This is a genomic window from Pseudomonas sp. FW305-3-2-15-E-TSA4, assembly GCF_058787295.1.
This window is the reverse complement of the sequence record NZ_JBYSZP010000003.1, coordinates 1-13,144: the sequence shown is the minus strand read 5'-3', so window position 1 is coordinate 13,144 and position 13,144 is coordinate 1. Positions and strand designations below refer to the sequence as shown.

Below are 13,144 nucleotides of genomic sequence, written 5' to 3'. Positions count from 1 at the left end.
GACCAGCCCCTTCGCGGTAGTTCATTCGATGACCAGAAACATGAAATTCAGCCACAAGATCTTGTTGGCTGCCGCCCTCGTGGTGGCCGTTGCGTTCGCCTGTTTCATTTTGTTCAACGACTATCGACAACGCGAAGCCCTGAGCAGCAGCACCGAAGCCTCGATGCAGGAACTGGGCAGCCTGACCACCAGCAACATCCAGACCTGGCTGGAAAGCCGCATCCAGTTACTGCAATCGCTGTCGCAGCAGGTCGCCGCCGACGGCAGCGCCCCGGCCAGCCTCAAGCGCATCATCGACCTGCCCGCCTACACCGGCAATTTCCAGCTCAGCTACTTCGGCGGCGCTGACGGCGTGATGTTCTCGGTACCCGCCGGCAATCGCGCGCCGGACTACGACCCGCGCGCCCGTGGCTGGTACAAGGCAGCCAACAGCGCCCAACAGACCATCGTCACCGAACCCTACATCGCCGCATCGTCGGGCAAACTGGTAATCACCGTCGCCACTCCAGTGCAGCGTCAGGGCCAGATGATCGGTGTGGCCGGCGCGGATATCGACCTGACCAGCGTCAGCGCGATCATCAACTCGCTCAACTTTGGTGGCCACGGCCATGCGTTCATCGTCAGCGCCGATGGCAAGATTCTGATTCACCCGGACAGCAAACTGGTTCTGAAAACCCTCGCCGAGGCTTATCCAAACGGCGCACCGAAAGTCAGCCCGGGCCTGAAAGAAGTCGAATTCGACGGCAAGACTCAACTGATCTCGTTCACCCGCGTTAACGGCGTGCCATCGGCCGACTGGTACGTGGCGCTGGTGCTGGACAAAGACACCGCGTTCTCGATGCTCAGCGAATTCCGCACCTCGGCGCTGATCGCCATGGTGATCGCCGTGGTGATCATCATCGCCCTGCTCGGCATGCTGATCCGCGTGCTGATGCAACCGCTGCTGACCATGGGCCGCGCCATGCACGACATCGCCGAAGGTGAAGGCGACCTGACCAAACGCCTGGTGATCCACGGCCACGACGAATTTGGCGCGCTGGGTCTGTCGTTCAACCGCTTCGTCGAACGTATTCACACTTCGATCCGCGAGGTGTCCTCGGCCACCGGCCAGGTTAACGAAGTCGCCCTGCGCGTGGTTGCCGCGTCGAACTCGTCGATGTACAACTCCGACCAGCAGGCCAGTCGCACCAACAGTGTGGCCGCGGCGATCAACCAGCTCGGCGCCGCCGCTCAGGAAATCGCTCAGAACGCCGCCCTCGCCTCGCAGCACTCCAGCGATGCGCGCAGCCTGGCGGTCGACGGCCAGCAGGTTGTGGATAAAACCATCCACGCGATGCAGCAGTTGTCGGCAAAAATCAGCGACTCCTGCGGCAACATCGAAACCCTCAACAGCAACACGGTGAACATCGGGCAGATTCTGGAAGTGATCACCAGCATCTCGCAGCAGACCAACCTGCTGGCGCTAAACGCTGCCATCGAAGCGGCCCGCGCCGGTGAGGCTGGCCGTGGTTTCGCCGTGGTCGCTGACGAGGTGCGCAACCTCGCCCACCGCACTCAGGATTCGGCGCAGCAAGTGCAGAAGATGATCGAAGAACTGCAAGTCGGCGCGCGTCAGGCCGTGAGCATCATGACCGAGAGCCAGCGCGAGAGCGAAAGCAGCGTCGGCATCGCCAACCAGGCCGGCGAACGTCTGGGCAGCGTGACCCAACGCATCGGCGAGATCGACGGGATGAACCAGTCGGTGGCTACCGCGACTGAGGAGCAGACCGCGGTGGTCGAATCGATCAACGTCGACATCAACGAGATCAACACGCTGAACCAGGAAGGTGTGGAGAACCTGCAGGCAACCTTGCGCGCTTGCTCGGATCTGGAGCAGCAGGCGGCGCGGTTGAAGCAACTGGTAGGCAGCTTCAGGATCTAAGGCGCGGCCACTGGCGTCTTCGCGAGCAAGCCCGCTCCCACAGGTTTTTGTGAACGACACAGATCCCCTTTGGGAGGCAGCCTGCTGGCGATGACGGCGTTAGCGACGATTGAATTTTGAGTTGAAATACGCTGGTCAGCTCGCAATGACGCTGGACTGAATTAAGACTAAACTCAGTCCTGTTCAATTTGGCGAGACTCAACCATGAAGCTTTCATCGCAAATCAAACCGATCAGCTACCTCAAAAGTCATACAGCGGAGATCGTCAAGTCGATCACTGAAAGCCGTGAGCCATTGGTCATCACCCAAAATGGTGAAGCCAAGCTTGTAGTTATGGACGTGAAAAGCTTTGAGGAGCAGGAAGACACAATGGCTTTGCTGAAGCTATTGGCAATGGGCAATCGGGAGATTGAGGAAGGCAAGTATCGAGACGCTGAGGATGTTTTCGCGGACTTGGACAGGGCCGACCATCAATGAGTTTAAAGGTCGTTATTCTTCAGTCCGCACAGACAGATCTCAAAGAACTCCGTACCTACCTTATCAAACAGTTCTCGAGTCAGACGTGGCAGAGTACCTACGCTGATCTCAAGACCGCCATTCTTGGTCTCGCAGACCTTCCTTATTCCGGTTCAATCCCCGAGGAAATCGAGAAGCTCAATCTTGGTCAATACCGACAAATCATTTCCGGGATGAACCGAGTCATATATGAAGTCAGAGAAAAAAACGTCTTCGTTCATATCATTGTCGACTCAAGAAAAAGCCTGCCTTCACTTTTGATGAAGAGACTGTTGAACGGCAATCCTTGAACTCAACAAATCAGAACCGCGACCCAGGCTGACTCAGAAACGCCAACTCCTCAGCCGTAGACTCCCGCCCTAACACCGCATTGCGATGCGGAAACCGTCCAAATCGTGCAATCACCTTCCGATGTCGCTCGGCATAATCCAGATTGTCGGCAAACACCGCCCGCTCGGCTTCCGGCTGTTCAGCTACCAGATCGATAAAACGCGAAACGGCTTCGTTCTGCACCGCGAGGTTTTCGCAGTGTTCGAACACCAGATAAATGAATACCCGCTGAATCGGCTTCAGTTGCCGGTCGAAGTCCGCTGCAATGCCTTGGGCGACGAGTTTCTGCGCGCGCAGATCACCGGAAAATGCTTTGGGAGAGTCGCGAAAGATCATTCGCGGCAGTTGATCGAGCAACAGCACCACGGCCAGCCAACCTTCGGGACGTTGCGTCCACTCGGTCAATTCGCCAGCGAGGGCCTGATCGACAAAGACCCCGAAACGCTCACGCGCTTCGAGGTCCTGGCTGTCTTTCTTGCCGAACCACAACTTGCCCTTGTCAGCCGATATCTCGTCCGGTGATTCGGCATGTCCGAACCACCAATCGAGCAACGGCTGCCAGGGCGCGGTCATGGCTTATTCCTTGTGGTAAGCCGTGGCGCGGGCGACTTCTTCTTTCGAGCCGAGGAACACCGCTACGCGCTGGTGCAGGCCTTCCGGCTGAATGTCGAGGATGCGCTGGTGACCGTCGGTGGACGCGCCGCCGGCCTGTTCCACCAGGAACGACATCGGGTTGGCTTCGTACATCAGACGCAGTTTGCCGGGCTTGGATGGCTCACGGCTGTCGCGTGGGTACATGAACAGACCGCCACGGGTCAGGATGCGATGCACGTCGGCCACCATCGCCGCGACCCAGCGCATGTTGTAGTTCTTCTTCAGCGGGCCTTCTTCGCCGGCCAGCAGTTCGCTGACGTAGCGTTGTACCGGAGCTTCCCAGTGGCGCTGGTTGGACATGTTGATCGCGAATTCCTGGGTGGTTTCAGGAATGGTGATGTCTTCGTGGGTCAGTACGAAGCTGCCCATTTCGCGGTCCAGGGTGAAGCCTTTGACGCCGTCGCCCAGAGTCAGCACCAGCATGGTCTGCGGGCCGTAGATCGCGTAACCGGCGGCAACCTGCTGGGTGCCTGGCTGCAGGAAAGCTTTTTCGTTCAGCGGCTCGTTCTGGCTCAGGTATTCGTTCGGGCAACGCAGTACCGAGAAGATGGTGCCGACCGGAGCGTTGATGTCGATGTTCGACGAGCCGTCCAGTGGGTCGAACACCAGCAGGTAGGCGCCTTTCGGGTATTTGCCCGGGATCTGGTAGGCATTGTCCATTTCTTCGGACGCCATGCCGGCCAGGTGACCGCCCCATTCGTTGGCTTCGAGCAGGATCTCGTTCGACAGCACGTCGAGCTTCTTCTGCACTTCGCCTTGGACGTTTTCAGTGCCCATGCTGCCCAGAACACCACCCAGGGCGCCTTTGGACACGGCGTGGCTGATCTCTTTGCAGGCACGCGCCACCACTTCGATCAGGAAGCGCAGATCGGCAGGAGTGTTATTGCTGCGGGTCTGCTCAATCAAATAGCGACTCAGGGTAACGCGGGACATGGACGGCTCCGGTGGAATGGGGGGCTAAAAACCCGCGCAGTTTACAGGGAGTCTGAAAACGTAGCGAGCGATGACGCCCGGTAACGTGCATTGGGGCGCAATTGCTTGTATCAGACGTGATCGGGTCGAGAGAGTTCAGGTACCGGATTGAGCGTAGTTCGAAACGGGACGGGTGGTGCGTGCGCAACCGCGACCGATCTGAAATTCTCGTTGGCCGATCAGCCGCCTTCGCGAGCAAGCCCGCTCCCACATTGATCGCGTCCATCGAGGCTACTCGGTCAACTGTGGGAGCGGGCTTGCTCGCGAATGGCGCGCAGCGCCAGCCATTCTCAGGAATTGGTCGGCGGCTTGCGCAACAGGCTCGCCGCCATCGCCCCGAGGAACACCACACTCACCAGCAACACCGCCCACAGGCCGATTTTCTTCCAGTTGGTCTCGGCTACTGCCGCCGTAGTCGCCGGCGCAGCCTGAGTGGCAACCACCTCACCCTGCACCGAGGCCTTGCCCAGCGCCGCGAGTTTTTCCGCTTTGAAATCCGGAATCAGCGTGCTCAGTGGCAGGTTCGCGGTTTTCACCGTCGGATTGCCCAGCGCCAGACTGTAAGGCCCGTCACCCCGTGCGAGGAAAATCACCTGGGTCGCCCGCACCGCGTACTTCAGGCTCGGTGCCTGTTCACCCAGACCGCCGCCACGCTCATCCACGCTCAGTTTCAGCTGCTGCACAGTCTGCCCGTACAACTGCAATTCGTTTTGCACCACGTCCTGACCGTTCTGGGTCAGGCGATACAGCAAACCGTTGCTCAATGTCTGCCACGGCAGGCTGCTTTCGCGGCGGCCCGCGAGTGTGACCGGAGCCAGACTGTTCGGTTGTTTCAGCTCGACTTGCACCCGCTCGACATTCAGGCCCATCGGCAACTGCCAGGTGTACTCACCGGACTTGGTGCTGCTACCCGCCAGCGCTTGCGACCAGACCAACGGCAGCGGCACGTTGCGTGGATCGCTGCTTTTCAGTTGCGCCGACGTGAGGATGGGCGCCGAGGTTGGCGCATCCCACAGCAGACGCAGATAGCGTGCGGATTGCCCCGGCAGCGTCACTTCGTGCTGTTCGATGCGTTCGTCGGAAAAGGTCAGCCGCGCGACCTGCCCCTCGCCCCACGCCTGCCAATGCTGCAAGTCATCACTGGCCTCGATACTGAAACGCTGGAAGCCGTCGCGCTCGCTGGTCCAGTCGAGAATCAGCTGCTGCAGCGGCGCCTTGATCGCACTGGCATCGAGCAGCCAGCCACGCAGCACTTCTTCACCGGCCTCCAATTGCGTCGACGGCTGCACTTCCACCAGCGTGCCGGTGGTGGTCGATTGCACGCGCACGTTCGGCGCCCGCTCGCTGGCATCGGCAGCGTTGTACAACGGAAACCACTTCACCTCATGCAACTGCCCGTCGTCGCGGGTCTGCGCCGATTCCCGGGCCAGGGCGTAGGCCTGCGGTTCGCCGGCGGCGTTGAATACGCGCAGGTCGCTGAGATCGGTCTGGCGGGCCTGCAATTGTGCGCTCAGCGGCAGGTCGAGGCGATACCAGGGGCCGTTGCCGCTCACCGTCAGCGGCACCTGCGTGGCGAAGTCCGCCGGTTTTTCTTGGGCGCCGGCAGCCATCACCACGCCCAGCGCCAACCACCCCAGATTCAGCATGCGACTCAAGATGAAACTCCTTCGGTATCCGGCACGGGTTTGTCCGCCACCGGTTCGGCTTCGACACGTTTCGGTGGCAGCGGTGCGAAATAGCCCACCACCAGCAGCAACACGCCGACGCCGATAAACGAGACGATCCGGGCCAGTCCGCCACGGTTGCTCAATTCGACAAAAATCAGCTTGGCCACCACCAGCGCAATCAACGCCGCGCCGATCAGCCACACTTCGCGCCGGTGACGCAGGTGTCCGCCGATCATCAAACCCAACGCCATCAGGGTCCAGACGATGGACAACCCGGCCTGCACCAGCATCGATTCGAGCAGCAGATCCAGCTCGAACGGAATGCCCGCCCAATGGTGCGCAGCACGGGTCACCAGCGCGGTGCAGAAAGCGAACAGCGAAACTCCGGCGACCAGTTGTGTGGCGTACTCGGCGTAATCCTTGCGCAGGGCAAACTGCGTCACCGCATGACGCGACCACACGTACACCCCGAACAAGGCGAACAGCAGGCCCAATTCCAACGGGTTGATCAGCGGCACGTACGGCAGCGGTTCGGCGTTACCGTCGCTGACACCGTTGGCCAGCCAGAACCACGCCAGCATCAGCACTGCCAGCGGCGCGGCAGCGTACAAACGATATTCCCGCGGGAATGCCGCCACCGGCCATGGCCAGCTGCGCGGAGCCGCCGCCAACAGCAGATACAGGCTCGGCAGGATCGCCCAGCCCAGCCAGCGCCAGGCGTTGTATTGCTCGGACAACAGCAGCAGACCGTAGCGCAGCTCCAGCGCCAGTACGCCGATCAGCAGCCAGCAACCCAGCACGTGCGCCGTGCTCAAGGCGCGTGCCGGTAGCATCGGCGCCAGACGCCGCAGGCTGAAGAAATGCACGGCGAACACCAATACCCACGCCAGCCAACCGAAATTCGCCGCTGGGTGATAACGCGCATGCCACGCCGCCAGCAGCACCAGCCCCGCCGCCGGGATCAGCAAGGTGCAGAGCAGGCCCAGCGCCGGCCATTTCAGGCGCAGCGCCAACAATGTCCACAGCGCCACACTCAGCGCGGCAATCAGCAGCAACAGCGTCGCCTGCAGATTCAGCGGCGCAAAACGCAGCACCTCACTGACCCACGCCAACGCCCACCAACCGGCGCCCCACACCAGCAGCACTTCGGACAGGCGTTGCAAACTCAGCGCATCGAAGGCCGAGGCGTGATTGCCCAGTTGCAGACGCCAGGCACCGACCAGCGCGGCCAGCCCCAGTACCAGCGGCGTCCAGAAGCCGCCATGGGCCAACGGCCGCAGACCTTCGCTGGACAGCGGCCCGAGCAACTCGGGGCCGGCCAACAAGAACGCCGCGCCACCGATCAACTGCAACAACAGCCCAAAGACAAAACTCACGCGCTGTTTGAGGTACAGGCTCAGCCAGATGATCAACAGACCGCTCGCCGCCCACACCGCACTCGCGGTTTGCCACGGCAGCACGAACAGCACCGCCAGATTGATCAGCACCAACCCCGCCAGCAACACCACCGACAACCCGCGCAGCAGCCGCACATCGCCGCGCACCATCTCGTCGCGCGCCGCCAGCAGCATCCCGCCGATCAACGCCACACCGATCACCGATGCGCTGAGCAAACCGCTCCACCCGGCGCTGAACACGGCCGCCGAATTCTCACCTGCACCTTGCAGGCGCAACAGGAACAACGCACCGCCGAGCAACTGCACGGCGAACGCGGTGAACAGGAACGTGCGCGATTGCAGGCGCAGGCCGACAAACAGGGTCACCAGTCCGGCCAAGGCCCAACTGATCGCTGTCGCCTGAACCAGGAAAAACAGCGGCGCCAACAGGTACAGGAAGGTCAGACCCAGTGCCGCCAGCACCGGCAAACCCTGGCGCTCCCACGGCGAAGCCTGTTCCGCCGAGGCTTTGCGCAATTGATAGAAACTGAACAGCAGCGCGAGGCCGAGCATCAACGCCCCCAGCGGTGCGCCGTCGAGCAGGCTACTTTCGCCGACGCGCAACTGACTGAGGAACGCCAACGCCGAACCCAGTTGCAGCAGCAGGGCAAACGCTCGGGCGAACGGCCGCTGCTGACGCAGGCCGAGCCAGAAAATCCCCGCGCCCTCCACTGCCCAGGCCGCTGAAGTCCAGCGCGCATCGAGGCCCAGCGGGATCGCCAGGCTGGCGAAAATCACCCCCAGCGCCAGACAGGTTTCGCCCAGCAACAAAGCGCGACCGCCCATCAACACCCGGGCCAGGCCCATGTAGATCACGCCCAGTGCGAGTGCGCTGAACGCAGCGGCGAACTCCAGGTGCTGCACCAGCGCAAACTGCAGACCGAAGCCCACGATCGGCGGGCCGAACAGCATCGTGCCGTCGACGTAGTCGCCCTTGCGCGCCGACCAGTGCAGCAGCGCCTCGCGATCGCCGTCTGCTGGCGCATCGGGCATGTCGAGCAACTTGCGTCGGGCGAACAACAGGCCGATGCCCAGGTACATCAGGAAGAACAGAATCAGGAACGGCTCGGTGCTCCACAGCAACTCGGGCGCATAGGAGCGCAGGCCCCAGGCGAAGCCGATACCGAACGTGCCGACGAACCCGATCAGGTTAAGCAGGCGCCAGGCCTTGAACCAGGCAATGGCGAGAATGCCGGCATTGAGCAACGCGAAATAGCTGAACAGCGCGACATGGTTGCCCTCCCCGGTCGAGGTCAGGATCGGTGCGGCGAAACCGCCCAATGCTGCAGCCGCCGCCAGCCCCAGCGCATCCTGAGTGATGGCGAGAATCGCCGAGAACACCGTGACCGCCACCAGCAACCCCAGCGCGGCGGACGGATCGAGCAACGGATGCAGACGCATCGCCGCAAACACCGTCAGGTACAGCACCGCGATCCCGGTGCCCTGCAGAATCAGCGCATAACTGCTGTTGCGCGTACGCAGCCACCAGCCCAGTGCCAGCAGGGCCAACGCCGCCGCCGCGACGCCGGCATAACGCAGTTCGATCGGCACCACCATGCCCTCGGTGGCGTAGCGCAGCAGGAACGCCAGACCGAAAAACAGCAGCACCACACCAACCCGCAGCACGGTGTTGCCACCGAACAGCCAGTTACGCGCAGCGCTGATGCCACGCTCGATCAGGTTCGGGCCACGAGGTTCGGCAGGCTGTGCCGGCGCTGCTGGCTCGTCGGTAACAGCATCCAGACGCCAGACATCCGCCGGCAGCGGCTGGCTGGTTTCGCTGGCAACGGCAGAGATCGGTTCTAGTTCGGGCGGCAGTTCCCAGACCAGATCCGGCGTGGGGGAGGATGATTGTTCGGCGACGATGATCGGCTCAACGATGGCGTCCGGCATCGGCGCCACGCTCGGCGGTGTGGTGCGCACGCTGGCACCTTCAAGCAGAAACAGACGCTGCTCGACGGCTTGCAGGGCGACCTTGGCCTGTTCCAGTTGACGCTGTTGGTCGGTGGCCTGCGAGCCAAGACGGGTGATGCGCAGCGTTTGCCCGATCGCCAGCCCGAGCAGTGCACCAAGCAGCGCGGCACTGAACGACTCATCGAGCAGCCAGCCGAGCAGCAGCCCGATCAACATGAACATCCATTGCATGGTCGATATCCCTAAGCGGCCCCGAGGCGGGGCAATCCCGACAGTTGCTTCAGTCTAGGCACAAACCCTTGTAGGAGTGAGCCTGCTCGCGATAGCGATTTGTCAGTCAACGAAGCTGTTGAATGTGACGGCGCTATCGCGAGCAGGCTCACTCCTACATTGGATCAGTGGTGACTGAACAGCCCGGTAACCGGCGCTCAGTATATCGATCCGGCCCAACAATCGTTGGGCCTTACGCACATTTGTTGCAGAAAATCACTCCAGTGCCTTCCAGATATCCGTGGCGTACTCGCGAATCGTCCGGTCGGACGAGAACCAGCCCATCCGCGCCGTGTTGAGCACCGCCGAACGCCACCAGTTGTTGGCGTCGTGCCAATGCGCATCGACGCGTTTTTGCGCTTCCCAATAGGAATCGAAGTCAGCGCAGACCAGGAAGCGATCGTAGTCCACCAGCGAATCGATCAGCCCGGTGTAGCGCGACGTGTCATCCGGCGAGAACACACCACTGCGGATCGCTTGCAGCACGTCGCTCAAACGATGCGACGCGGCGATGTCCGGTGCAGCGCTGAACTCGTGGTTCTGCTTGCGCGCTTCAACCTGCTGCGCGCTGAGGCCGAAGATGAACATGTGCTCGGCGCCGATGCGCTCGCACATTTCCACGTTGGCGCCGTCGAGGGTGCCGATGGTCAGCGCACCGTTGAGGCCGAACTTCATGTTACTGGTGCCCGAGGCTTCGAACCCGGCCGTGGAAATCTGCTCGGACAAGTCCGCCGCAGGAATGATGCTTTCCGCCAGGCTGACGTTGTAGTTGGGCAGGAACACCACTTTCAGCAAACCGCGCACGGTCGGGTCGTTGTTCACTACCCGGGCGATGTCGTTGGTCAGTTTGATGATCAATTTGGCCTGTTGATAACTGGCCGCCGCTTTACCGGCGAAGATTTTCACCCGGGGTACCCAGTCGACTTCAGGCTCGGCGCGGATTGCCTGATACAGCGCCACGGTGTGCATCAGGTTGAGCAACTGGCGCTTGTATTCGTGGATCCGTTTGACCTGCACGTCGAACATCGCCGCCGGATTGACCGCGATCCCCAGCCGCTCGTGAATCAGATAGGCCAAGGCCTTTTTGCTGTGCAGGCGCTGTTCGGCGAAGGCTTTGCGGAAGGCGGGTTGCTCGGCGAACGGTTCCAGATCGAGCAAGCGCTCTTCCGGGTTATCCAGCACCTCCGGGCCGAGGGAGTCGACCAGCATCGAGGTCAGTTCGGAGTTGGCCTGGAACAGCCAGCGGCGGAAGGTGATGCCGTTGGTTTTGTTGTTGATCCGCTCCGGGTAGAGCTTGTGCAATTCGGCGAACACGGTCTTGCGCATCAACTGCGTGTGCAGCCCGGACACGCCGTTGACGCTGTGCGAACCGAGGAACGCGAGGTTGCCCATGCGCACCCGGCGACCGTTGTCCTCTTCGATCAACGACACCGCGCGCAGCACGTCGAAATCATGAATGCCTTTGGCGCGCAGCGAGTCGATGTGCTGGGCGTTGATCAGATAAATGATCTGCATGTGCCGCGGCAGCATGCGTTCCATCAGGCCGACCGGCCAGGTTTCCAGCGCTTCGGGCAACAGCGTGTGGTTGGTGTACGACAGGGTGTCGACGGTGACTTGCCACGCCGCATCCCAGGCCACGTCGTAGACGTCGACCAGTTGCCGCATCAATTCAGCAACGGCAATCGAAGGGTGGGTGTCGTTGAGCTGGATCGCCGCGTGATCGCCCAGGGTCAGCACCGAGGTATGCATGTTGCGATGACGACGCAGCAGATCCTGCAAGGAAGCGGCGACGAAGAAGTATTCCTGGCGCAGGCGCAGTTCCTGCCCGGCCTCAGTGCTGTCGGCCGGGTAAAGCACGCGGGAAATGCTTTCAGCCCGGGCCACTTCGGCGACGGCGCCCAAGTGGTCACCGGCGTTGAAGCGCTCCAGGTGCAGATCTTCCATGGCCCGGGCGCGCCACAGGCGCAGGGTGTTGACGCTCGCCCCGCGCCAGCCGACCACCGGTGTGTCGTAGGCAATCGCGCGCACGGTTTCCGCAGGCGACCAGACCTGTTTGGTCTTGCCGCTGGCATCGGTGACGGTTTCGACGCTGCCGCCGAAGCCGATCGAGTACACCACTTCCGGACGTTCGAACTCCCACGGGTTGCCGAAATCCAGCCAGTGCTCGGTCTGCTCCTGCTGCCAACCATCGACGATGGCCTGCCGGAACAGCCCATGCTCGTAGCGAATGCCGTAGCCGTGCCCGGCGATGCCGAGGGTCGACATGCTTTCCATGAAGCACGCCGCCAGACGTCCGAGGCCGCCGTTGCCGAGTGCCGCGTCAGGTTCCAGCAGGCGGATGCGTTCGAGATCGACGCCCAGTTCGGTCAGCGCTTCACGCGCGACGTCGAGCAGGCCGAGATTGCTCAGGCTGTCGTAGAGCAAACGACCGATGAGAAATTCCAGCGAGAGGTAATACACCCGTTTCTGGCCTTTGCGGTAGATCTGCCGGGTGTGGTCCATCCAGTGTTCGACCATGTGGTCGCGCGCCGCCAGGGCAATGGCTTCGAACCAGTCATGGTCGAAAGCGTGATCCGGGTCTTTACCCACTGCATAGGTGAGCTTGGTCAGGACGGCATCGCGGAATGCGGCCACCTCTGCTTCGCGAACTAGTGGTTCTTGAGTCATCGATAGGACCTCGAGCGAGCGGGGAATTGTCTGAGCCTAGACGGTCTGACCGACGGTAGAGGCGCTGGTTCGGCAGTTTTTCCGAAGTCGGTGAGATAGCCCGGCATTACCTTGGCGAGTGGGCTAATGAATGCAGGGGCCGTGCCGGACTGAATGACATTTGCGCGGCATTTGCAAAAATCTGGCGAAAGGTTGTTCAAAAATCCACCAGTCCCGGTATGATCGCGCGCCCTGATGCACACGCCTGGTAATTCCCGATGATGAAGCCCAACCTGATTGCCGCCGCCGAGATCGACCGTCTCGATACGTGGGCCAAATATTCGGCCCCGATGTGCGGCTCTTGTGTCTCCAGCTGCTGCACCCTGCCGGTCGAGGTCAAGATCAAGGACCTGGTACGCATCGGCGTGGTCGACGAGTTCGAACTGGGTGATCCGCCGAAGAACATCGCCAAGCGTCTGCAAAAGGAAGGGCTGGTCGAGCGCTTCAACCAGAAGTCGGGGATCTTCACCCTGCAGCGCATGAGCAACAACGATTGCTATTACCTGGATCGTAAGAGCCGCCTGTGCACCATTTATGACAAACGCCCGGACACCTGCCGCAACCACCCGAAGATCGGCCCGCGGCCGGGGTATTGCGCGTACAAGCCGAAAGAAGTCGAGCGGGTGCAGAATTCGCGGTCGATCGAGAAGTTCTGACCTTTCCTGAAATTTGCGGCGGCTGATCCGCCGCCTTCGCGAGCAGGCTCGCTCCCACATTGGAATGCGTTCCCCTGTGGGAGCGAGCCTGCTCGCGAAGGG

9 protein-coding genes and 1 pseudogene are annotated in these 13,144 nt (G+C 61.5%); 5 read left to right on the top strand and 5 right to left on the bottom strand.

Annotation, left to right across the window (positions count from 1 at the left end; translation table 11 throughout):
• Window positions 1-28: 28 nt before the first annotated feature.
• From AC3WMV_RS04495 to AC3WMV_RS04480, 4 genes and pseudogenes are all read left to right on the top strand, one after another.
• Window positions 29-1,063: pseudogene (locus tag AC3WMV_RS04495) on the top strand (cache domain-containing sensor histidine kinase); the annotation flags it as partial.
• 93 nt (window positions 1,064-1,156) lie between these two features.
• A complete protein-coding gene (locus tag AC3WMV_RS04490) occupies window positions 1,157-1,921 on the top strand; it encodes a methyl-accepting chemotaxis protein (RefSeq protein WP_371260421.1) in 765 nt (254 codons plus the stop codon).
• Between the two features lie 204 nt (window positions 1,922-2,125).
• Window positions 2,126-2,398 (top strand): type II toxin-antitoxin system Phd/YefM family antitoxin, encoded by a 273-nt coding sequence (locus AC3WMV_RS04485; RefSeq protein ID WP_047290864.1) that lies wholly within the window; start codon window positions 2,126-2,128, stop codon window positions 2,396-2,398.
• Complete coding sequence (locus tag AC3WMV_RS04480) at window positions 2,395-2,727, top strand: type II toxin-antitoxin system RelE/ParE family toxin (RefSeq protein ID WP_103368319.1); 333 nt, start codon at window positions 2,395-2,397, stop codon at window positions 2,725-2,727. The genes AC3WMV_RS04485 and AC3WMV_RS04480 overlap by 4 nt, the downstream gene beginning before the upstream one ends.
• 10 nt (window positions 2,728-2,737) lie before the next feature.
• On the opposite strand, the gene AC3WMV_RS04475 is transcribed toward AC3WMV_RS04480, so the two are convergent.
• From AC3WMV_RS04475 to AC3WMV_RS04455, 5 genes are all read right to left on the bottom strand, one after another.
• Window positions 2,738-3,340, bottom strand: coding sequence for a DUF924 family protein (locus tag AC3WMV_RS04475; protein ID WP_103368318.1), 603 nt, complete (start codon window positions 3,338-3,340; stop codon window positions 2,738-2,740).
• A gap of 3 nt (window positions 3,341-3,343) precedes the next feature.
• Complete coding sequence (locus AC3WMV_RS04470; protein ID WP_007961744.1) at window positions 3,344-4,354, bottom strand: class 1 fructose-bisphosphatase; 1,011 nt, start codon at window positions 4,352-4,354, stop codon at window positions 3,344-3,346.
• Window positions 4,355-4,683: 329 nt separating this feature from the next.
• A complete protein-coding gene (locus AC3WMV_RS04465; protein ID WP_103368317.1) occupies window positions 4,684-6,048 on the bottom strand; it encodes a DUF3999 domain-containing protein in 1,365 nt (454 codons plus the stop codon).
• Window positions 6,045-9,641 carry a DUF2339 domain-containing protein gene (locus tag AC3WMV_RS04460; RefSeq protein WP_103368316.1) on the bottom strand — a complete coding sequence of 1,199 codons (3,597 nt, stop codon included), beginning with the start codon at window positions 9,639-9,641 and terminating at the stop codon, window positions 6,045-6,047. Before AC3WMV_RS04460 ends, AC3WMV_RS04465 begins: the two co-directional genes overlap by 4 nt.
• A gap of 255 nt (window positions 9,642-9,896) precedes the next feature.
• Window positions 9,897-12,347, bottom strand: a complete 2,451-nt coding sequence (locus AC3WMV_RS04455) for a glycogen/starch/alpha-glucan phosphorylase (protein ID WP_103368315.1) — start codon at window positions 12,345-12,347, stop codon at window positions 9,897-9,899.
• 257 nt (window positions 12,348-12,604) lie between these two features.
• On the opposite strand from AC3WMV_RS04455, the gene AC3WMV_RS04450 reads away from it, so the two are divergent.
• Window positions 12,605-13,042, top strand: coding sequence for a YkgJ family cysteine cluster protein (locus AC3WMV_RS04450; RefSeq protein WP_007961740.1), 438 nt, complete (start codon window positions 12,605-12,607; stop codon window positions 13,040-13,042).
• Window positions 13,043-13,144 lie beyond the last annotated feature (102 nt).

Bases quoted from the DNA above. Each gene is read 5' to 3' on its own strand.
- AC3WMV_RS04450 (WP_007961740.1), top strand. From the start codon at position 12,605: ATGATGAAGCCCAACCTGATTGCCGCCGCCGAGATCGACCGTCTCGAT.
- AC3WMV_RS04485 (WP_047290864.1), top strand. From the start codon at position 2,126: ATGAAGCTTTCATCGCAAATCAAACCGATCAGCTACCTCAAAAGTCAT.
- AC3WMV_RS04470 (WP_007961744.1), bottom strand. From the start codon at position 4,354: ATGTCCCGCGTTACCCTGAGTCGCTATTTGATTGAGCAGACCCGCAGC.
- AC3WMV_RS04460 (WP_103368316.1), bottom strand. From the start codon at position 9,641: ATGCAATGGATGTTCATGTTGATCGGGCTGCTGCTCGGCTGGCTGCTC.
- AC3WMV_RS04475 (WP_103368318.1), bottom strand. From the start codon at position 3,340: ATGACCGCGCCCTGGCAGCCGTTGCTCGATTGGTGGTTCGGACATGCC.
- AC3WMV_RS04490 (WP_371260421.1), top strand. From the start codon at position 1,157: ATGTACAACTCCGACCAGCAGGCCAGTCGCACCAACAGTGTGGCCGCG.
- AC3WMV_RS04455 (WP_103368315.1), bottom strand. From the start codon at position 12,347: ATGACTCAAGAACCACTAGTTCGCGAAGCAGAGGTGGCCGCATTCCGC.
- AC3WMV_RS04480 (WP_103368319.1), top strand. From the start codon at position 2,395: ATGAGTTTAAAGGTCGTTATTCTTCAGTCCGCACAGACAGATCTCAAA.